Here is a 21048-nt window from a genome sequence, read left to right as displayed (position 1 = left end):
TAAGGAAAGGGTGTGCGCATTTTGAATATGAATTTTAATTTCTTTATGAATGATGTCGTAGCAACTGCACGTAAGGAAGCAAAGGATGCAGGATTTGATGAGCTTACGACGACAGAAGACGTGGATGCTGCAATGAATAAGGAAGGTACAACACTCGTATTAGTCAATTCGGTTTGTGGTTGTGCAGGTGGGATTGCAAGACCGGCAGCTGCATATGCATTGAATAAGTCAGAAACAAAACCCAATCATGTTGTAACGGTTTTCGCTGGTCAAGATAAAGAGGCTACAGAAAAGGCGAGATCATACTTTACAGGCTATCCTCCATCCTCACCGTCATTTGCATTACTTAAAGATGGAGAATTATTGACGATGATTGAACGTCATGAAATTGAAGGATCAGAACCGATAGAAGTCGTGCAAAAACTGCAAGAAGCATTTAATCAATACTGTTAATATTAATGAGAACGTCATCTTAAAAATATGTTGAGATGGCGTTCTATCAATCTAATGATTTCATATTGACAATTAAGTATAGATACTTTAAACTAAAATCCTGTCATCACATATTGCGTCCATAGTGAAATGGATATCACACGAGATTTCGGCTCTCGTATTCTGGGTTCGAATCCTGGTGGGCGCGCCATTTCATACATAATTTTAACTCTGCTTAAGTGTAAGCAGAGTTTTTTTGTTTATACAAAAACGAGTTGAATCCAGTAGTAGAGTAGGAATAACGTAACGAATAAAGTAATGGGGATGACAATTAATGAAACGCTCAAATAATCTTTCCAAGTAATCTTAATTTTATTTTGCCTTAGGATGTGCATCCAGATTAAGGAGGCGAGTGTCCCGATAGGCAGTAGTAAGGATCCGATGTCGCTTCCTACAATGCTCGCTAAATACATCGTTTTTAATGTGATTGGATCTAAGTGAAGCTCAGTTAAAGTAATGGTTCCTACTAGTAATGCTGGGTGGTTATTGAATAAGTTTGAAAGAACGGAAACTAAAATACCCATAAGTAGGCTTGCTTCAAAAAGTCCACGGTTGACGATCGGTTCACTGAATTGTACAAGAAGGTCAGTCAATCCAGAATTGTTCAATCCATATATGATGACATACATAGAAAAGGCGAATACGAAGATTTGCCAAGGTGCTTTTTTCAAAATGTCTACAGGTGATATGCGTAGATGATACCATCTCCAGCCTAATAGAACGAGTGATCCGTTGACCGCAACAAGTTCAATAGGAATCGAGAAGTAAGACGCCACAAAGAGTGAACATCTTAAGACGAAAACAAACATCAGAATCTTTAACATAAATCTTGTCCGTTGACGCTTTGTTTCTATTGTAATTTTCCCTTTTAGTGGATGGAAATTCTTCGTGAAAAACATATGCTCCATATCATATTTAACAGCAGGTAACTTTCGAGGTAGCTTTTTTTTGACCAATATATACATGAACCAAGACATGAACAATAAACCTGCCATTGATGGGATAAACATCATAGCTGTATGCATATACAACGTCATATGAACAATTTTCAGGGCAATTAAATTTACGATATTACTAACACCAATTGGCGTACTTGATGCAGTAGCGATGAGAGCACCTGATAATAAGTATGGAATTTGCTGATGGGTTTTAAGATTGAGGTTTTTCAGAAGTAAAATTAAAATGGGGGTTGTAATAAGGATACTTCCATCATTGTTAAAAAGTATGGTCATGAGGAAACATAAAAGTTGGATGTACCAATAGAGCCTATAGCCTGAGCCTTTCGACAATGATGCTAATCTTGAAGCAGCCCAATGGAAAAACCCAAAGCTCTCGAGTACAACGGCCATAACGATTGTTGCGATAATCGTAACGGAAGCACCGCCAATTTTATTAAGTATATCGAAAGTATTGGCTGTCGTCACGACCCCGGTCATTAATATGATCGATGCACCAATAGCTGCTGGCCATGCTTCGTTTAATCCGTTTGGTCTCCAAAAGATGAATATTGTGGTGATGAGAAATACCGAAATGGAAATCATGATATCGATGCTCATGGTAGAATTGTCCTCCATTTATTCGAATAGTACGAGCTTTGCTTGTCCGATATTATATGCACCTTCATATAGATTGGTTTATTATGTTAGACTAGTCCTCGAACAAAATATGGAGATATGAAGACTTTATCGGTAAAATAGGCACATCACAACAAGAAACATCCTTCACTTAAGAAAGGAGAACGGGATGAAGTTCCAAATCGGGTACCGCACGATAAAGACCGCAATTGCAGCTCCAATTGCAATACTAATAGCTCAGGCATTTCAGTTAGAATTTTATGTATCAGCTGGTATTTTAGCGATCTTATGTATTAAAGTGACGAAAAAGAAGTCAGTTGTCAGCTCTTGGGAACGATTTGCAGCTTGTTTGATCGGTATCGTATTTGCATTTGTATTTTTTGAAGGAATATCATATCACCCACTCGTTCTCGGATTACTTCTCATTATTTTTATACCTACAATGGTGGCACTGAAGTTGAAGGAAGGGGTCATCACAAGCTCAGTTATTGTCTTACATTTTTTAGTGTTGAAGGATTTCTCGTTTGCAATTGTAATGAATGAACTTGGTATTATTGTCATTGGAATCGGGATGGCTCTTATCATGAACTTATATATGCCGAGTATGGAAACTGAACTGAGGGCTCTTCAAAGAGATTTAGAATCCAAGTTTCAGAAAATATTAAGAGAGTTTGCATGGTTTCTGCGTGAGGGTGAAAGTCTCTGGGATGGTGCTGAAATTGTTGAGGTCGATCATCTCATACAGAAAGCGAAGAGTATGGCTTTCAAAGATATCGAAAATCATTTAACGCGACATGAAGATCAATATTATAACTACTTTAAAATGAGAGAAAAGCAGTATGAAATTTTGGGGCGTGTGATGCCGATCATTACTTCGATTGATAGGACTTACGCTCAAAACTTCAGAATTGCCGATTTTATGGACGATTTAGCAGAAGCGGTTCATCCAGGGAACACTGCACAAAAATACTTAGATGAGCTAGAACAAATGAGACAAGCATTTAAACATATGGATCTTCCGAAGGATCGATCAGAATTTGAGACAAGATCTGCGCTTCATTATTTCTTAACCGAAATGGAGCAATACTTAATTCTTAAAAGATATTTCAAAGCTAGGGATGAGTGATAAACATTTACTTTTCTAGGCAAAATAACCTTAAAGACAGAAACAGTAGGAGGTTATTTGTTTAGTGGGGCATTTATCATTGTTTCTAGCTTCTTTTCTTCTAGTTGTCTCTCCCATTTGGCCATTAGGTAACAACCCTTTACCTGGGGACCCATTTTTGATCGTAAACAAATCAGATAACACTTATGCCTACTTTAGTGGCGGGAATATAGAGAGAGAAGGTAGCGTTGCTACGGGTAAGCGGTTGACACTGACACCAGAAGGGGAGTTCACCGTGATTGTGAAAGCCGAAAATCCATATTATCGCAAAAAGGATATCCCAGGTGGAGATCCAGATAATCCTTTAGGGTCAAGGTGGATTGGTTTTGATGCGAAAGGTACAGACGGACGAATTTATGGTTTGCATGGTACAAATAACCCTGATGTCATTGGACATTTTATCACGGCTGGTTGTGTACGTTTTCAGGAAAAAGAAATCCAGTGGCTTTATGATCATGTTCCATTAGGAATGAAGGTGATCGTTGTTAGAAGTCAGCACTCTTTTGAGGAAATCGCTCAGTCTCGTGGTTTATTGTAGTTTTTGAAGGTAGCGCATGGGATGATTTAGGCTTTATCGTGCAAACCTTGGGATTTATCGATCAAAACTCGGATTTTATCGTGCAAAACTCAAGATTTATCGATCAAATCACAAAATTTATCGTGCAAAACTCGGATTTTATCGGACATCTCATCTATTACAAGCTTAGCCAAAACATAAAAAGCGAGAGGATCGATCCAGTTTGTGGACGATCTTCTCGCTTTTCTTTATAAACTGATATATTAGAACATGAACACGACATTTGCTAGTAGCGAAACGAACATGGCAATGATCATGATGTAAATCATCACTTTCATCCATTTTTTACGCATGAATTTAACCTCCTACATACCTTTTCAAATTGAAAAGTGTCTATCCATTACTTTGAAATGAGTATAGAATACGTTCGTTATCCTTGGTATAAGTGTACTTTTCTTATTGTACAAACTTTTCTCCACAGGGACAAGTGCAAAGGATGTCGAGTTTTTTCGAAATTTAGCAGGAATAAACCGCTTACATAGAGAAGAGGGTTAGGTGGTATATACGTTTGAAATGAGGAGGCTTCATGAATGGAACAGGAAAAGGACTTTAATCAACTATATAAAGAGTGGCAAGAAACAACTAAGAAATTAATGGATAAGTTTCCGGAGCGAAAAGAAGCGTTCCAAACGACATCTAATATTGATATTGAGCGGTTATATCTACCTGAACATTTAGATGGACAATATATGGATCAATTAGGCTTGCCTGGACAATACCCGTTTACTCGAGGTATCCAGCCTACAATGTATCGTGCAAGACATTGGACGATGCGGCAGTATGCAGGCTTCGGATCCGCGCAAGAAACGAACAATCGATTTCGCTATTTATTAGACCAAGGGCAAACGGGTCTTTCAGTAGCGTTCGACCTACCTACACAGATCGGTTATGATTCCGACCATGCGATGTCTAAAGGAGAAGTCGGTAAAGTTGGTGTTGCCATTGATTCTATTGAAGATATGGAAGCTTTACTTAAGGATATTCCTTTAGATAAGGTCAGTACGTCGATGACAATTAACGCACCGGCTGCTGTTTTATTAGCGATGTATATCGTTGTCGCAGAGAAACAAGGTGTATCTCCTGAAAAAATTTCTGGAACGATTCAAAACGATATATTAAAAGAATACATTGCAAGAGGGACGTATATATTCCCGCCTAAACCATCTATGCGTTTAATTACCGATATTTTTGCTTATTGTACAGAAGAAGTACCGAGATGGAATACGATCAGTATTTCCGGCTATCATATCCGAGAAGCTGGGGCAACTGCTGCTCAAGAGCTCGCATTTACGATTGCGAATGGGAAAGCTTACGTTGAAGCTGCACTTGAAGCTGGGCTCGACATCGACCAGTTTGCGCCTCGTCTAGCGTTCTTCTTCAATGCACATAACGAATTCTTTGAAGAAGTTGCGAAATTCAGAGCGGCTCGCAGAATTTGGGCTAAAATTATGAAGGAAAAGTATAAAGCTAAGAAACCTAAGAGCTGGCAGTTACGCTTCCACACTCAAACAGGTGGATCAACTTTAACAGCGCAGCAACCTGATAATAATATTGTACGTGTTACAGTACAAGCGTTATCTGCGGTGTTAGGTGGCACGCAAAGTTTGCATACCAATTCACGAGATGAAGCATTAGCGCTTCCAACTGAAGATTCTGCTAGAATAGCACTAAGAACGCAACAGATTTTAGCAAATGAAAGTGGCGTAGCGGATACAGTTGATCCATTAGCAGGTTCCTATTATGTGGAGTCTTTGACTGATGAACTAGAGAAAGAAGCAAACGTTTATTTAGATAAAATCGAAGAACTTGGTGGAGCAGTTTCTGCCGTTGAACAAGGATACATGCAACGCGAAATCCATCACACGTCTTATGAAACACAAAAAGCGATTGAAAAAGGCGAGCAGATCGTCGTTGGAATGAATGCGTATCAACTTGACGACGAACCTAGACCAGAATTGCATCGATTAGATCCAGAACTAGCAGCGAACCAAGTGAAGCAGTTACGTTCTATTCGGGAAACGCGGGACAATCAGCGAGCGAGCGCTCAGTTAGAAGCACTCCGCCATGCTGCTCGTGGTACAGACAACCTAATGCCATTAATCGTAGAATGTGTGAGATCCTATTGTACAATCGGAGAAATTTGTGGCGTATTGCGTGAAGAATTCGGAGAATATACGGGTGTTTAATCCTTCCGACAAAAATGATGGAAGACGGAGGTCAATCATATGAAAAAGAAAATAAGAGTATTAATCGCAAAACCTGGCTTGGATGGGCACGATCGAGGTGCATTAATCATTTCTCAAGCACTGAGGGATTATGGTATGGAAGTCATCTATACAGGTTTAAGACAAACACCAGAACAAATCGTAGCGTCTGCCATTCAAGAAGATGTAGATGCAATTGGGTTATCATGCTTGTCAGGTGCGCATAATGATTTATTTCCTGAAATCGTCCAAGGTTTGAAAAAGCAGGGCGCAGATGACATTATAGTAATTGGTGGAGGTGTCATTCCGTGGGAAGACATCCCTTATCTTGAAGAGCAAGGAATCAAGAAAATCTTCACACCAGGAACACCTTCTATTGAAACAGCCAAATTTATTGAACAAGCCGTTTTTCAACGAGATGGAATTGAAGTAGAAGTGGAACATGCACCAGTTGAGAAAATTGATCACATAGGAATTGCCGTCAAGTCTCTTGATGAGTCACTTCCTTATTATTTGGATACACTTCAATTAAAGCTAGAAGGTATTGAAGAAGTGACATCGGAAAACGTAAAGGTTGCATTTGTGAATGCGGGTAACGTCAAATTAGAGTTATTAGAACCAACCTCATCTTCTAGCGCAATTCAAGGCTTTTTAGATAAAAAAGGTCCCGGCATTCACCATGTAGCTTTAGGCGTTAAAGATATCCAAATGCGCATTGATGAATTGAAGAAAAAAGGCGTACAAATGATACATGATGCACCGAAACCTGGTGCGGGTGGAGCATCCATTGCATTTGTACACCCTAAGTCATCTAATGGCGTGCTATACGAATTATGCGAGAAACAATCGAAGGAGCGTTTGTAATCATGGACATCTATGACAAGATTAATGAACTTTATGACCGCCGAAGAGAAGTTGAAATGGGTGGTGGTGATGAACGAATTAATAAGCAGCATGAGAAGGGGAAGTTGACAGCGAGAGAGCGGATTGACCTTTTATTAGATAAAGGTAGCTTTGTTGAAATCAATCCATTTATCGAGCATAGAACTTCTGATTTTGGAATGGACAAAAATCATGCGCCTGGTGAAGGGGTTGTCACTGGATACGGAACCATCCACGGACGCTCTATTTATTTGTTTGCACAAGATTTTACCGTTTTCGGTGGCGCACTCGGTGAAATGCATGCTCAGAAAATTGCTAAAGTGATGGACCTTGCTGCTGAAAACGGGGCACCTTTCATCGGATTAAATGATTCAGGTGGAGCGCGTATACAAGAAGGTGTTGTTTCATTAGATGGTTATGGTCAGATCTTCTATCGAAACTCCATTTATTCGGGTGTGATTCCACAAATCTCGGTCATACTAGGTCCATGTGCAGGTGGAGCTGTATATTCCCCTGCGATCACTGACTTCGTTTTCATGGTTGAAAAGACAAGTCAGATGTTTATTACAGGACCGAAAGTAATTGAGACAGTAACGGGAGAAAATATAAGTTCAGAAGACCTTGGTGGTGCGAAGGTCCATAGTTCAAAGAGTGGAAATGCACACTTTACAGCACAGACTGAAGAAGAAGTGCTAAGAGATGTCAGAAAGCTATTAGAGTATTTACCACAAAATAGTGAAGAACGCCCAGAGCCGAAGCAAGTTGAAGACGAGTCAGATTATCGAGAAAATCTTGCAGATGTCGTCCCATTTGAAACGATTCGCCCTTACGATGTAAGAAATGTTATTGTAGAAGTGGTCGATGAAGATTCATTTATGGAAGTACATAAGGACTTCGCGAAAAACATTGTGGTCGGATTTGGACGCATCAACGGCGAATCGGTTGGTCTGATCTGTAATCAGCCTAAAGTGATGGCTGGCGGACTTGATATCGATTCATCAGATAAAGTGGCGCGTTTTATCCGTTTTTGTGATAGCTTTAATATCCCATTAATTACTTTTGAAGACGTAACAGGCTTTTTCCCTGGCATTAAGCAGGAGCATGGCGGTATCATAAGACACGGAGCTAAAATTCTTTATGCATACTCTGAGGCAACGGTTCCGAAGATAACGGTCATAACCCGCAAAGCCTATGGCGGGGCCTATGTTGCGCTTAATAGTAAGTCAATTGGGGCGGACCTAGTATTTGCATGGCCAAATGCGGAGATTGCGGTAATGGGCCCTGAAGGTGCGGCGAATATCATTTTCGCGAAAGAAATCAATAATAGTGACAACCCAGAACAAACGAGAAAAGAAAAGATTGAGGAATACCGCGAGAAGTTCGCTAATCCATATGTAGCTGCCGCTAGAGGAATGGTGGATGATGTCATCGATCCTAGAGAAACGCGTATTAAACTATCGAAAGCATTACATATGCTCCGAAATAAGAAAGTACATCGCCCTTATAAAAAACATGGGAATATCCCATTGTAGAGTAAAGGAAGGAGATTATATCATATGATCAACCAAGATCGAATCTTAGAGGAGTTTCTTGAACTCGTTCAAATAGATTCTGAAACGAAAGAAGAAGCAGAGATATCTAAAGTATTAATAAAAAAGTTTACTGAATTAGGTCTGGATGTCGTTGAGGATGATTCCAAAGAACGGACCGGTCATGGTGCAGGTAACTTAGTTTGCACACTTGCTGCCTCAAATGAAGCAGCAGATCCAATTTATTTCACCTCCCACATGGACACAGTTCTACCAGGAAAAGGTGTGAAACCTTCCATTAAAGACGGATATATCGTGACGGATGGAACGACAATTCTAGGGGCAGACGATAAAGCGGGACTAGCAGCAATGCTTGAAGCCATTAAAGTCTTGAAAGAACAGGATATTCAGCACGGAAAGATTCAATTCGTCATTACCGTTGGTGAGGAATCTGGACTAGTTGGAGCAAAAGAGCTTGATTCATCTCTAGTAGATGCAAAGTTTGGCTTTGCACTAGACTCAGATGGAAAAGTAGGGAACATTATTGTAGCTGCACCAACGCAAGCGAAGATTAACGCAGTGATCGAAGGGAAGACTGCCCATGCTGGTGTTGCTCCTGAAAAAGGGGTATCAGCGATAACGATTGCAGCAAAAGCGATTTCGAAAATGCCACTTGGCCGAATTGATAAAGAAACGACAGCTAATATTGGTCGGTTTGAAGGTGGAGCAGGTACGAATACGAACATCGTCATCGATCATGTAGAAATTTTAGCTGAAGCAAGATCACTTATTCCAGAAAAAATGGAAGCTCAAGTAAAAAAAATGAAAGACGCATTTGAAAGTACTGCTGAAGAATATGGTGGAAAAGCAAATGTGAATGTAAAAGTGATGTACCCTGGATTCAAGTTTGATCACGGCGATCATGTCGTTGAGGTAGCAAAACAAGCCGTTGAACAAACGGGCAGAAAACCAGAGCTTCAACAGAGTGGTGGAGGTAGTGACGCCAACATCATCGCAGGATTTGGCATACCGACTGTAAACCTTGCTGTTGGCTATGAAGAAATTCATACGAAGAATGAAAAGATGCCAATAGAAGAGTTGATCAAAACTTCAGAACTAGTCGTCAATATCATTAAAGAAGTAGGAAAATAATAACCCAACACGATTAGGTTGATCTGTGTACGTGGGACTTTTATTATCTTTATCGGTAATTGAAGCCCATCCTACAGATTAACCTCTTTTTTTCGTTTTAGTTGAGAAGTGGAAATATCCTTCCAAGGGTCTACTCAAAACTAGGGATATCAAAGCGAATTTTGTAAAATAAGCATTGAAGGGTGTTCGTTTTTACAAAATATGTTAACATAAAAATACCTTTAAATGCCTATTAGAATAGAATAGAGAAAGCGAGGCGTTGGTAATGAATATGGCAAACATGCATATGATGATGAATTATTTAAGAGGGGCTTACAAAGTATTAGAGGAAGAATGGCAAAAGTCAGCAAGAAGCATAGGATTGACACAAGCAGAACAGCATGTGCTCTGGATTGTTCATCTTGAAAAGGAAGCGACAATTACAAAGATCGCATCCATCGGTTTGTGGGATGTTTCAACGGTTATGCAAGTCATTACTCGTCTCAAGCAAAAAGGTTTCATAACGTTAACGAAAAAGGTTGCAGATCGTCGAGTATCATATGCTTTACTAACCGAGCTTGGCGAACAGAAAATTCAAGAATCGTATCAGTTCTCCTATAAGTTGTATGATTATCTTGAGGACTATAGTAAGCAATCGGATGATAACCTTCAGTTTCTTAAACAGTTAATGGAATTCCATAAAGACCTGAACCAATACTTCCACGGGTCTGATTTCATTGATTGGACTGAAAGGACTTCGAAAACGTTGCACAAAGAAGGTTAATGCACTGAATAATGTTTAGGTGCAACATGTTGGTGATTTGCGTTCAAGTTGTATTCCATCGCCTCAAGAATCCTTTCAATGGGTGCTCCAATTTGAAGTGATAACTCTTGAACTGTGGGGGAGCGGTCTTGTTCAATTTTCACTTGTTTAACTGCTGTGGATATTTCCAATTGTAGCCTTGGATACGGGGTTTGAGAAAAGCGTCGAAGGTTGTTAAACATAAGAACAGTCCTCCCTCTTATTATGCTTCTATTCTAGCATGATTCCCTATAATTTTCAAAATATTCTCACAATAATAATTTGGCGAATTTTTACGAGGTGACACGGTTCATGTTGAAAAAGACATCAACAGCAAGAATTATTTTACATATCGATATGAACAGTTTCTACGCATCTGTTGAAAGTGCCCTTAATCCTGAGTTAAGAGGAAAGCCTCTTGCGATTGCCGGAAATGTAGAGGAACGCAGAGGCATTGTCGTAACGAGTAGTTATGAAGCAAGGGCGAAGGGAGTAAAGACGACGATGCCAGTTTGGGAAGCAAAGAAATATTGCCCTGAACTTATTGTCATGCCTCCATCTTTTGATAAGTATCGGAAAGCATCTCAGGAAATGTTCGATTTGTTATTTGAATATACAGACTTAGTTGAACCCATTTCAATTGACGAAGGATTTATGGATATTACTGATATTGGGATGAAGTCATCCCCCGTTCAAATTGCGAAAGAAATTCAACAACGACTTCACAAAGAGCAGCACTTACCTTGCAGTATCGGAATTGCTCCAAATAAATTCCTAGCAAAAATGGCTTCAGATATGAAGAAACCACTTGGGATAACGATATTAAGAAAAAGGGAACTACCTGAAAAATTGTGGCCATTACCGATAGAAGAAATGCACGGAGTCGGCAAGAAAACGATGCAGAAATTTCATCAGATTAAGGTGTACACAATCGGTGATCTAGCAGAGAAAGATGAAAAGGTTGTAAAACTACACTTAGGTAGGAATGGAGAAAAGCTATGGCAACGGTCCCGTGGCATTGATGATCGGGACGTAGACCCTGATGCAGCTAGTGAATTTAAATCTGTTGGGACTTCCACAACCTTACCTCAAAACTTACTTCGAATCGAACAAGCTTCAAATGTGTTGCGAGATCTTTCCGAATCATTAGAGCAAAGGTTAAAACGGAAAAATGTAATGGGTTATACCATCCAGTTGACGATTCGATATGCTGATCGCAAAACCATCACGAGAAGCCATACCCTTATGAATCCAGTTTACAAAAAAGAAGACATTCTAACGGTTGCTCATCAATTGTTCAAAGATCACTGGAATGAAGAGCCTGTCCGGTTGTTGGGGATTGCAGCGACGCAGGTTATAGAAAAAGAGAATGCCACGCTTCAATTGGATTTGTTCTCATATAAAGAGCATAGAAAAGATGAAAGACTTTTCGACACTTTGAACGATATACATAAACGTTACGGGAATCGTTCAATTAGAAAAGGTATAGAGAAAAAGGGGGATAAAAAGCATGGAAATGAAGGTGAAATTGAATAGGCTACAAGCGTCAATTGGTAACGTATTAATTGGGAAAGAAGAGAGTGTTGAATATATAATGGTGGCACTTCTTGCGAAGGGACATGTATTAATGGAGGATGTGCCTGGTACGGGAAAAACGATGCTTGCCAAAAGTATAGCAAAGTCCATTGAAGGAAGTTACAAACGTGTACAGTTCACACCAGACGTTCTCCCATCCGATGTAACAGGGATACAATATTTAAATCCGAAGACAAGAGAATTTGAGCTGCGATATGGTCCAGTCATGACGAATGTCCTCCTTGCTGATGAAATTAACCGAGCTACTCCACGGACACAATCCAGCCTACTCGAATTGATGGAAGAGAGGCAAGTTACAATAGATGGGATTACGAAATCATTACCTGCTCCATTTATCGTATTAGCAACCCAAAATCCGATTGAATCTCAAGGGACGTTTCCTTTACCTGAGGCACAACTAGATCGATTTTTGCTAAAGATCAACGTCGGATATCCTTCGATGCGGGAAGAGCAAATGATCATGAGAGCATATCGAGAACAAGAGCCAATTGATCAATTGATCCCTGTGTTCACAACAGACGAGATCATACATATGCAAAATGAAATTAAGAAAGTTCACTTAAGTGATGACATAGAGCAATATATTCTTTCTATCATTCATGAAACTCGTCAATCTAAGTTTATTGATGTTGGTGTTAGTCCGAGAGGTACAATCGCATTCATGAAAGCCTTACAAGCGTATGCTTGGTTACAAAATAGAGACTATGTCAATCCAGGGGATGTAAAGAAATTAGCCCAGCCTGTACTGGCTCACCGGATCGTATTGTCTCTAGACGGGGAACTGAGAAAGACCGTACAACAAATTATTCATATGATTCTAGATGAAATTGAGGTACCAGTCGAAGCTGGAGCGGTTAGGGAATGATTTGGCGTAAGATTTTGCATACAGGTAGAACACAAATGTTCCTTTATTTTTTTTCATTTGTATTGATGATCGTATCCTTATACGGTGGCTCAAATGTGTTGTTTACTGTTGGAATACTAATGGCGATCACGTTATTTATATCAACGAAATATTTGAATCTAATTGCTGGAAGCCTTTATCTCTCTAATGAAAAGCAAACGTATCGCATGTTTCCTGACGATGAAGAAACTTGGCAGCTTACTTTAGTAAATGATAGCCGTGTCCCAATTTTTCAAAATAAGATCGAGTTCATCCTCCACTCCAATGTCAATGTTAAAGGAATGGAACCAGTTACGGAACATAAGGGCTATAACACTTACAATCTGTCGACGATGTTCCAACCTAAAGAAAAGAAAACGCTTTCTATACCTATAAGAGCATTAAGAAGAGGGGTTGCTAAATTTCCTAAATTAGAAGTGCAGCTGAGTGATCCTTTAAGCTTACAAGAGATCAAATTAGTGAACGATCGTATTTTTAGAACAGAGTTTATCGTATATCCGACACCCTTACCTGTAAAAGATATGAATCAACTGAATGAGTTAATTCAAGGCGATCGAGCTTATCCCCAATCCTTATATGAGGATCAGACTCAAGTTATTGGGACAAGAAATTACGAATCAGGTGATCCTTTCCAAAGAATCCACTGGAAAGCCTCAGCTAGAATGAATGAGTTGCAAACGAAGGTATACGAGAAAACATTGACCCAATCATGGACGATTTTTATTAATGTAAATATTCAATCTGAACTGATCTCCAAATATGGCGAAATGAATGTCTCGGAAAATCAAATCAGTTTTGCAGCCTATATGTGTCAATATGCAACAGAACATCATATACCGTTCGATATGTATGTCAACATCAAAACAAAAGGCAGAGTCCCTTATTTACATCTTGAGAAGGGCGAAGGAAAACAACAGCTTTTGAAGGCGATGGAACTACTATCCCGCCTTAACTATAATAGTGTACGAGTTCCGATGTATCGTTTGATCGCTTTGTATGAAAGCTGGGGGTCAAATTCAACATCTGTTATTGTAATCGGGGACATGACGACGGACCTCCCTCAATATGAAAGCTGGCTCAGTAAAGGCGTTGGTGTCTTCCACCTTCAAATGCATGAACAAACAGCTAGGGTCATGAGACTTGGAAGAAGGAGGGCGATTTCATGAGTAACTTCCTAAGACTGCGAACGAGATGGTTGCAGTACAGTATGGATATCGTCTTTGCTCTTCTTTTATCCGTTTGGGTATTTGCTCCAGTCCATGAAAATCCTTATCTCGCTATTTTTTCATTAATGGTAATTGGGGGTTTGATGTACGAAGTCTTGTTACCAAGAATAAAAGCTACCGTTGGAAAAATAGTTTTCACATTACCCGTCTTGTTTGGGATTGGTTGGATATTAGGTATAGATGTGCTTGTATTAATGTTGTTAACTATTCTTATAGGATGGCGGTTTACGAGTCAATATTTTGATGAGGACTTAGGACAAGAAGTACATATTTTGTTACTCTCACTCGCTTCAACGATCATTTTCTATTTCTTCTTCTCAACAAATGACTATGTATCGTTTGCTCTTTGGTTACTATTATTACAAACCATTTTGTTTGCGATCGTTCGGGTGAATCGGGCAGTTCTGACCAATCAAAACACGGATCAAGCTGTGCACCGTTGGGTAGGAAAAGTTACACTTGTTTTGGCGGTCGCAACTGCCAGTATCGTTCTTTTGTTTCCTTTGATTCAATCTATCACTATGTCGATATTAAAGGGACTCGGCACAATCATTGCAACAGTTTTATATTATCCAATTAGCTTTGTCGTTACATTATTCGCAAGTTTTATTAAAGAAGGCAACATCGAACGTGTCCAAGATAACGTAGAGGATGCAGATTTGAAAACAAACGAAGAAATTCTCAGAGAAATGGTGAATGATTCCAATCAAAGTGAATGGTTTACTTATGTGCTGATTGCATTGATTGCGCTTGCTGTCATTTGGTATGGCATTCGATTGTACAAAAGAAAACTTTCCTTCACGAATGCAAGTTTATACAACGGATTTCAAGAAAATAGCATGAACCTAGGCGAGGATTTTGGTGAGCGAAATATTGTAAGGGATCGTACACCACCTGCTAATAAAATTCGTAAGCAATTGTATCGACTTGAAAAGAAAATGGCCGGCTACAAGTTAGGGAGATACCCGCAGGAATCCGTGCTTGAATGGTTCGACCGAATTGGATTACCTTCTGATAAAAGCAATAATGTGAATCACATATATGAAAGAGTCAGGTATGGGATAAAGGAAATATCAGCGGAAGAGGAAGAGCAGTATATAGAAACTATGAAACAGTTAATATCTTGGGGGAAAGAGCAGCACAAAATCATAACGAAAGAACAAAAGAGGAAGGGAAGACTCGATAGATGAGTCTCCCCTTTTCTGATTCATTGTTACCAGCCTCGTTCATATTGTTGAGGTGGGGTCAGTTCTGTATTTAATTCCTCTGCCGCTCTTCTTGGCCAGTACGGATCTCTTAATAGTTCTCTCGCCAGAAAGATAAGGTCTGCACGGTTATTTTGTAGGATTTCCTCAGCATGAAAAGGAGAGGTGATCATACCTACAGCACCTGTTGCAATCGCTGCTTTACTTTTTAAATGGTCAGCATACTGAACCTGATATCCCGGATATGGATTGATTTTCGCCGGTACAACGCCACCCGAACTGCAATCAATCAAATCCACACCTAGGTCTTTCATCCATTCGGCATATTCCACGTAATCCTCTACATCATATCCATCCTCATGATAGTCATTTGCAGAAATACGAATAAATAGTGCCCCATCCCAAACCGATTTGACAGCAGTTATGATTTCACGAAGGAAGTTGAATCTCTTTTCTTTCGTCCCGCCATATTGATCTGTACGATGGTTGGTTAGCGGGGATAAAAATTGACTAATTAAGTAGCCATGTGCCCCATGGATTTCAATCACATCAAATCCGGCTTCTTTACTTCTTATTGCTGCTTTTCGAAAATCTTCAACAGTATCTTTAATTTGATCAATCGTCATCTCTTCTGGTACTTCCATTTTATCGTTGTAAGGTAAAGGTGAGGACGAATAAATAGGTCCATCCACAATTGCTTTTCGTCCAGCATGTGCAAGCTGTATTCCGACTTTCGCATCTTGCTCATGGATAAGGCTTACAAGCTCACGCAGACCTTCGATTTGTCCATCTTCCCATATGCCTAAATCTTGCATCGATATTCTGCCTTGCGTATGTACAGCGGACGCCTCCAGCATGATGAGTCCTACTTGCCCGACAGCGCGGCTCGTGTAATGGGTCTTGTGCCAAGTCGTCACCTTCCCGTTTTCAGCTTGACAAGAATACATACACATCGGCGACATGACAATCCGATTTTTTAACGTCATATTTTTAAAAGTAATGGGTTCAAAAAGCTTAGCACTCAAGTTCTCAACTCCTTATTTTTTGTAAGTGTATCACATCGATCGAGATTAATCTGAAAACATGCTCATTAATGGCAAGAAGGAAGGACTTGTATAGAGCAGTATTGAATTAGTACATTTATTAATGATTTATAAAGGATGGGTATACATGATGAACGTAACGAAAATGAAGATATTTAAGCCAACATCAGAAGTTTTTGAAGCTTTTGTTGATCCCTCTAAAATTGGGCACTTTTGGTTTTCATCAAGCTCTGAAAGATGGGAGCAAGGGAAAACGATCACACTAAAATATGAAGAGTACGGTGCACAAGTTGATATCGTCGTATTAGAAATGGAGCGAGACAGAAAGATCGTTTATCAGTGGGGTGAGAATGTCGTAACCCTCTCTCTTGAAGAAATGGATAATCACTCCACAGTAATTGAAGTTACCGAAGAAGGATTCAACGCTACAGGTGAAGAACTAACCAACCTCTTAATTGATAACAAAGAAGGCTGGGTATATATGCTAACTTGTTTAAAAGGATATTTGGAGTTTGGCGTAACTCAGTTGAGAGCGAGTTTAGTAAAATAGTATTTTTCGAGGAGATTAGCGATGGACAAGGACAGATTCAAGAAATGCGTGACTAGTCAAGAAGAGCTTAAGCTTTTAGTAGGAAGTCCTAGTGAAAAAGCGAAGAAAAAAGTAATGGATTGCTTAGACCATCACTGCAGACAGTTTATTGAGAAGTCTCCTTTTCTCGTGATGGCTACTTCAGATGAGAATGGCAGGTGCGATAGTTCGCCAAGAGGTGACGCACCTGGATTCGTGCATGTAATAGATGATTACCATTTAGTCATTCCAGAACGACCAGGAAATAAGCGAGTCGATTCATTGCTTAACATTTTATCTAATCCTCATATCGGACTCCTATTTGTTATTCCAGGGTTAGAAGAGACTTTACGCGTTAACGGGCAAGCAGTGATTACAGAGGATGAGCAAATTCTAAATGAAATGCAGGTGAACGGAAAAGCGCCTATATTAGGAACGATTGTCAAAGTGGATGAGTGCTTTATACATTGTGCGAAAGCCTTTAAACGATCCAAGCTTTGGGATTCTAAAACTTGGCTCGATCAAGCAGAGCGCCCTAATCCAGCAAAAATGTTGCATGCGCATGTTAACTTACCCGGCTTATCTGAAGAGAAAATTGCAGCTGAATTACAAGAAAGCTATCGAAACAGACTGTACTAATTTTACATGAGGAGGGGATTGTATGATCTATGTTGTCAGACACGGGCAAACCGATTTAAATAAAGAAGGTAGGCTGCAAGGGAGATTAGGACTACCTTTAAATGAAGAAGGGGTGAAGCAAGCCGAGCGTTTAAGAGAAGATTTTGTGGAGGTTGAATTTGATTTTGTATTTTCTTCCCCACAAGAGCGAGCGATACAAACTGGAAAGATCGCAACAGGCAATGAACCTATAATAGATAAGCGTCTTGATGTGTTTGATTTGGGAGAAGCAGATCGTTTGTTAAAACATGAAGTTAAACTAGCTGGTGCCGTACCTGATCCAAATGTTTATCAAGGGGTTGAAGATATTCATACATACATCGAAAGAGTGTTTGATTTTATGAATGAAATAGAACTTAAGTATGGTGGAAAGGATGTTAACATCTTAATTTCGGGGCACAAATGTACAACCGGAAGTATCGGTGCCTATTTTGAAGGGATTCCTGAGGACCGAAACATTTTAAGGCTATCATCGGATAATGGAGCGTACAAAACGTATCCACTCAACAGGAAGACTAGTACGAATCCAATCTCATAAATGATGAAAACGACGTAATCGCAACATATCTTAATCAAACACAGTAAATAAGTTATGAAAAAGAAAAACTTGTCTCATAGTCAAGTTTTTGATAGAATACAAACAATTAAATTTTCAGGCCACACTTCAAGCATTAAGTGAAGTGATGGTAGAGGCGCGAAAACCAATAGTATGATGCATGAAGAGGTTGAGCTCTTATGAGTGCATAGGAAAGGGGAATTCGCCGAAGCTGAATGATTGTCTCAAACATCATTTGGCTGGATCTGTATTGAATAAATACAGAGCTGTCATACGACACAAATCCCTGATGTCGTATGGAGGACTATCTCACGCAAGGGAATAAGTGTGGCAGACGTTTGAGGATTGACTCTCAAGTCTGACGATTTGTTTCAATTCAATCATATTGCAAAACGAGTTTTTTGCTATGGTTGTTTGAAAAGTCCGTCACACTTACATTGAGTCAATCCTTTTTATATTGTAATTTTAGCTGATGAAAGGAATGGAAGCATGGCTTTAATCGTTCAAAAATATGGTGGTACTTCTGTAGGTTCTATTGAAAGAATTCAAAATGTAGCGGAACGTGTAATAGAAACTTACAAGCAGGGTAAAGAAGTGGTCGTTGTCGTATCTGCGATGGGGAAAAGTACAGACCAATTAATTCAAATGGCAAATGATATATCCGAACAACCTTCAAAAAGAGAGTTAGATATGCTCGTTTCTACAGGTGAACAAGTTTCGATGTCGCTGTTAGCAATGGCGCTACAACAAAAAGGCTATGAATCAGTATCACTTACGGGATGGCAAGCTGGTATTAAAACAGAATCTGTCCACGGTAATGCAAGAATTTTGGATATTGATTCACGACGGATCAACGGGCATTTGGCAACTGGTAAAATTGTCATTGTAGCAGGGTTTCAAGGGATTACTGAAAATGAGGAGATTGCAACACTTGGCAGAGGCGGCTCAGATACGACAGCAGTAGCAATTGCTGCATCGTTAAACGCCGACAAGTGCGAAATATATACAGACGTTACGGGCGTTTTTACAACAGATCCGCGTGTCGTTAAGGACGCGCGAAAGCTTGAAGCAATTTCTTATGATGAAATGCTTGAACTCGCAAACCTAGGTGCTGGTGTACTCCACCCACGATCGGTAGAGTTTGCGAAAAACTATAATGTAACACTTGAGGTGCGCTCGAGTATTGAAAAAGAATCTGGAACAAGAATAGAGGAGGAAGTAGCAATGGAAGGTAACTTGATGGTGAGAGGAATTGCGTTTGAGGATAATGTAACAAAGGTTACCGTGTATGGGTTGCCAGATGAAATGTCAACACTTTCTAAGTTGTTTACAACACTCTCTGATAATCAAATTAACGTCGATATCATCATTCAAAATACAAACGGAAATCAAACCACCGACATCTCATTCTCTGTAGATTCAGATATTCTTCAATACACAATGGATGTGCTAAGTAAGTTTAAATCTGAGTTAAGATATGAGCATATTGCATACGAGGAAGGACTTTCGAAAGTTTCCATTGTGGGCTCAGGAATGATATCGAATCCAGGTGTGGCTGCAAAAATGTTCGATGTTCTGGCAGAAGGTCAAATTAAAGTCAAAATGGTCAGCACTTCTGAGATAAAAGTATCGACAATCGTTGATAGTGGGGAAATGATCTCTGCGATTGAGTGCTTGCATGAAGCCTTCGAATTAGATGCAAGACAAGCTGTTACAGTATAAACGGATCATCGAACACTAATTGAGTGCTCGGAAGCGAGCAAAACGTGATACGGAGCACTCATAGAGGTAAATTGGGTGCTCGGTAGCGAGTAAAACGTGATACGGAGCTCTCATAGAGGTCGAATGGGTGCTCGGTAGCGAGTAAAACGTGATACGGAGCACTCATAGAGGTCGAATGGGTGCTCGGTAGCGAGCAAAACGTGAAACGGAGCACTCATAAATGTAGAATGAGGTCGCGGTAACACCGTGATCCGGCTACGACGACCTCATATGGGAGCTACATCCTATTTTAAAAAGCTTTTTGGGTTCATTTTTTGCAGTGCGGTCATGACTTTGTTTGATTTTGGAGCATGGAGCCCTGATCGGACATCAAAGGCGATATCTGGAACGTCCGTAATAATGGCATCGATTTTATTCTCAAATAACCATTTCATTCGTTTAGGATCATTGATGGTGTATGGTCTAACGCGAATTTCGTGTTCCTTAAATCCGTTTAACATGAATTGATTGAGCGTCCGCCAATGTGGGTGTGCACTTTCAGCAGGAAGGCTCTTCACATAGTTCCATGGTTCATACAAACCAGAAGAATAGAGCGGTGCGATATCTATGTTAGGATCAAACTTCTTCATTTCCTTCAAGCTATAGTGATTAAAGGAAGAGTAAATGAGCCGGTCCTCTAATCCATGTTCTTGAACGAGATCATAAACGATTTTTTCCATACCATAGTACGGGAGTATGTTGTTTTTAAATTCAATATTCAATTTCAATGTGGTTGGTTTCATCCAAATTAAGAACTCCTCAAGCGAAGGAATTCTTTCATATTTAAACTTTGCAGAAAACCATTTGCCAGCATCGAGACAGCGTATTTCATCATAGGTGTATTCACCAACAAGCCCTTTTACGCCTGTTGTACGTTTTAGAGATTCATCATGAATGATGACTGGAATTTTATCTTTCGTCAGTTGAACATCGAGTTCAATACCATCAGCATGTTGTTCAAGTGCTTTTCGAAAGGCAGCCATCGTATTTTCAGGTGCATATTTACTTGACCCGCGATGGGCGAAAATTAAAGTCAAATCAATCTCTCCTCAAATGTCTTTGAAATGCTGCAGCATACATATTAATTAAATATAAACACTTAGGTGTAATTTAGCATGTTCTATATAGTATACTCAAATAAACTTCATGAGGTAA

At 39.7% G+C, this 21048-nt stretch carries 21 protein-coding genes, 1 tRNA gene and 1 riboswitch; of the genes, 17 read left to right on the top strand and 5 right to left on the bottom strand.

The annotated features are described in order from the left end of the window. Positions 1-21 precede the first annotated feature (21 nt). Entirely contained in the window at positions 22-453 is a 432-nt protein-coding gene (locus tag L2716_RS08715) for a BrxA/BrxB family bacilliredoxin (RefSeq protein WP_236333717.1), read from the top strand. 115 nt (positions 454-568) lie between these two features. Further along, positions 569-643 (top strand) — tRNA-Arg (locus tag L2716_RS08710). A 49-nt stretch (positions 644-692) separates the two neighbouring features. Here the strand turns inward: L2716_RS08710 and L2716_RS08705 are convergent. After that, positions 693-2048 (bottom strand): arsenic transporter, encoded by a 1356-nt coding sequence (locus L2716_RS08705; RefSeq protein WP_236333715.1) that lies wholly within the window; start codon positions 2046-2048, stop codon positions 693-695. 187 nt (positions 2049-2235) lie between these two features. On the opposite strand from L2716_RS08705, the gene L2716_RS08700 reads away from it, so the two are divergent. Both L2716_RS08700 and L2716_RS08695 read left to right on the top strand, forming a co-directional pair. After that, entirely contained in the window at positions 2236-3192 is a 957-nt protein-coding gene (locus L2716_RS08700) for an aromatic acid exporter family protein (protein WP_236333713.1), read from the top strand. A gap of 64 nt (positions 3193-3256) precedes the next feature. Continuing rightward, positions 3257-3769 carry a L,D-transpeptidase gene (locus tag L2716_RS08695; protein WP_236333710.1) on the top strand — a complete coding sequence of 171 codons (513 nt, stop codon included), beginning with the start codon at positions 3257-3259 and terminating at the stop codon, positions 3767-3769. Between the two features lie 242 nt (positions 3770-4011). Here L2716_RS08695 and prli42 read toward each other — a convergent pair whose 3' ends face one another. Continuing rightward, on the bottom strand, positions 4012-4101 hold the full coding sequence (gene prli42 / locus L2716_RS08690; protein WP_236333708.1) for a stressosome-associated protein Prli42: 90 nt from the start codon (positions 4099-4101) through the stop codon (positions 4012-4014). A gap of 237 nt (positions 4102-4338) precedes the next feature. On the opposite strand from prli42, the gene L2716_RS08685 reads away from it, so the two are divergent. The 5 genes from L2716_RS08685 to L2716_RS08665 all read left to right on the top strand — a co-directional run bounded on the left by L2716_RS08685 (position 4339) and on the right by L2716_RS08665 (position 10338). Beyond that, positions 4339-5994, top strand: a complete 1656-nt coding sequence (locus L2716_RS08685) for an acyl-CoA mutase large subunit family protein (RefSeq protein ID WP_236333706.1) — start codon at positions 4339-4341, stop codon at positions 5992-5994. A 39-nt stretch (positions 5995-6033) separates the two neighbouring features. After that, the gene (gene mce / locus L2716_RS08680) at positions 6034-6876 is read left to right on the top strand and encodes a methylmalonyl-CoA epimerase (RefSeq protein ID WP_236333704.1); all 843 of its coding nucleotides are present in this window, start codon (positions 6034-6036) and stop codon (positions 6874-6876) included. A 2-nt stretch (positions 6877-6878) separates the two neighbouring features. Further along, the gene (locus tag L2716_RS08675; RefSeq protein ID WP_236333702.1) at positions 6879-8426 is read left to right on the top strand and encodes an acyl-CoA carboxylase subunit beta; all 1548 of its coding nucleotides are present in this window, start codon (positions 6879-6881) and stop codon (positions 8424-8426) included. A 24-nt stretch (positions 8427-8450) separates the two neighbouring features. Continuing rightward, complete coding sequence (locus L2716_RS08670) at positions 8451-9575, top strand: M20/M25/M40 family metallo-hydrolase (RefSeq protein ID WP_236333700.1); 1125 nt, start codon at positions 8451-8453, stop codon at positions 9573-9575. A 271-nt stretch (positions 9576-9846) separates the two neighbouring features. Further along, entirely contained in the window at positions 9847-10338 is a 492-nt protein-coding gene (locus L2716_RS08665; protein ID WP_236333697.1) for a MarR family transcriptional regulator, read from the top strand. Here L2716_RS08665 and L2716_RS08660 read toward each other — a convergent pair. Further along, positions 10335-10559: a hypothetical protein gene (locus L2716_RS08660; RefSeq protein WP_236333695.1), complete on the bottom strand. Its 225-nt coding sequence runs from the start codon at positions 10557-10559 to the stop codon at positions 10335-10337. The genes L2716_RS08665 and L2716_RS08660 overlap by 4 nt on opposite strands. A 109-nt stretch (positions 10560-10668) precedes the next feature. Here L2716_RS08660 and L2716_RS08655 point away from each other — a divergent pair, with 109 nt between their 5' ends. The 4 genes from L2716_RS08655 to L2716_RS08640 are packed head-to-tail and all read left to right on the top strand — an operon-like array spanning position 10669 to position 15272. Then, positions 10669-11892, top strand: a complete 1224-nt coding sequence (locus L2716_RS08655) for a DNA polymerase IV (protein ID WP_236333692.1) — start codon at positions 10669-10671, stop codon at positions 11890-11892. Further along, on the top strand, positions 11867-12817 hold the full coding sequence (locus tag L2716_RS08650; RefSeq protein WP_408005297.1) for an AAA family ATPase: 951 nt from the start codon (positions 11867-11869) through the stop codon (positions 12815-12817). Before L2716_RS08655 ends, L2716_RS08650 begins: the two co-directional genes overlap by 26 nt. Beyond that, complete coding sequence (locus tag L2716_RS08645) at positions 12814-14022, top strand: DUF58 domain-containing protein (RefSeq protein WP_236333690.1); 1209 nt, start codon at positions 12814-12816, stop codon at positions 14020-14022. The genes L2716_RS08650 and L2716_RS08645 overlap by 4 nt, the downstream gene beginning before the upstream one ends. Further along, positions 14019-15272, top strand: coding sequence for a hypothetical protein (locus tag L2716_RS08640; protein WP_236333688.1), 1254 nt, complete (start codon positions 14019-14021; stop codon positions 15270-15272). The genes L2716_RS08645 and L2716_RS08640 overlap by 4 nt, the downstream gene beginning before the upstream one ends. Positions 15273-15295: 23 nt before the next feature. On the opposite strand, the gene namA is transcribed toward L2716_RS08640, so the two are convergent. Further along, positions 15296-16312, bottom strand: coding sequence for an NADPH dehydrogenase NamA (gene namA / locus L2716_RS08635; protein ID WP_236333687.1), 1017 nt, complete (start codon positions 16310-16312; stop codon positions 15296-15298). A 145-nt stretch (positions 16313-16457) separates the two neighbouring features. Between namA and L2716_RS08630 the strand changes: the two genes are divergently transcribed. The 4 genes from L2716_RS08630 to L2716_RS08615 all read left to right on the top strand — a co-directional run bounded on the left by L2716_RS08630 (position 16458) and on the right by L2716_RS08615 (position 19854). After that, the gene (locus L2716_RS08630) at positions 16458-16880 is read left to right on the top strand and encodes an SRPBCC family protein (protein WP_236333685.1); all 423 of its coding nucleotides are present in this window, start codon (positions 16458-16460) and stop codon (positions 16878-16880) included. Between the two features lie 21 nt (positions 16881-16901). Then, positions 16902-17537, top strand: a complete 636-nt coding sequence (locus L2716_RS08625; RefSeq protein ID WP_236333683.1) for a pyridoxamine 5'-phosphate oxidase family protein — start codon at positions 16902-16904, stop codon at positions 17535-17537. A gap of 22 nt (positions 17538-17559) precedes the next feature. Then, positions 17560-18114: a histidine phosphatase family protein gene (locus L2716_RS08620; RefSeq protein ID WP_236333681.1), complete on the top strand. Its 555-nt coding sequence runs from the start codon at positions 17560-17562 to the stop codon at positions 18112-18114. 141 nt (positions 18115-18255) lie between these two features. After that, positions 18256-18447: riboswitch (Lysine riboswitch) on the top strand. 174 nt (positions 18448-18621) lie between these two features. After that, positions 18622-19854, top strand: a complete 1233-nt coding sequence (locus L2716_RS08615; protein WP_236333679.1) for an aspartate kinase — start codon at positions 18622-18624, stop codon at positions 19852-19854. Positions 19855-20138: 284 nt separating this feature from the next. Here the strand turns inward: L2716_RS08615 and L2716_RS08610 are convergent, their stop codons facing one another. Continuing rightward, positions 20139-20930 carry a glycerophosphodiester phosphodiesterase gene (locus L2716_RS08610; RefSeq protein WP_236333677.1) on the bottom strand — a complete coding sequence of 264 codons (792 nt, stop codon included), beginning with the start codon at positions 20928-20930 and terminating at the stop codon, positions 20139-20141. Positions 20931-21048: the final 118 nt, after the last annotated feature.

The sequence above is a fragment of the Pseudalkalibacillus berkeleyi genome (assembly GCF_021608225.1).
GTDB lineage: Bacteria > Bacillota > Bacilli > Bacillales > Fictibacillaceae > Pseudalkalibacillus > Pseudalkalibacillus berkeleyi.
Note: the sequence above shows the minus strand (reverse complement) of the source record. Positions and strands in the feature narration are given on the sequence as shown.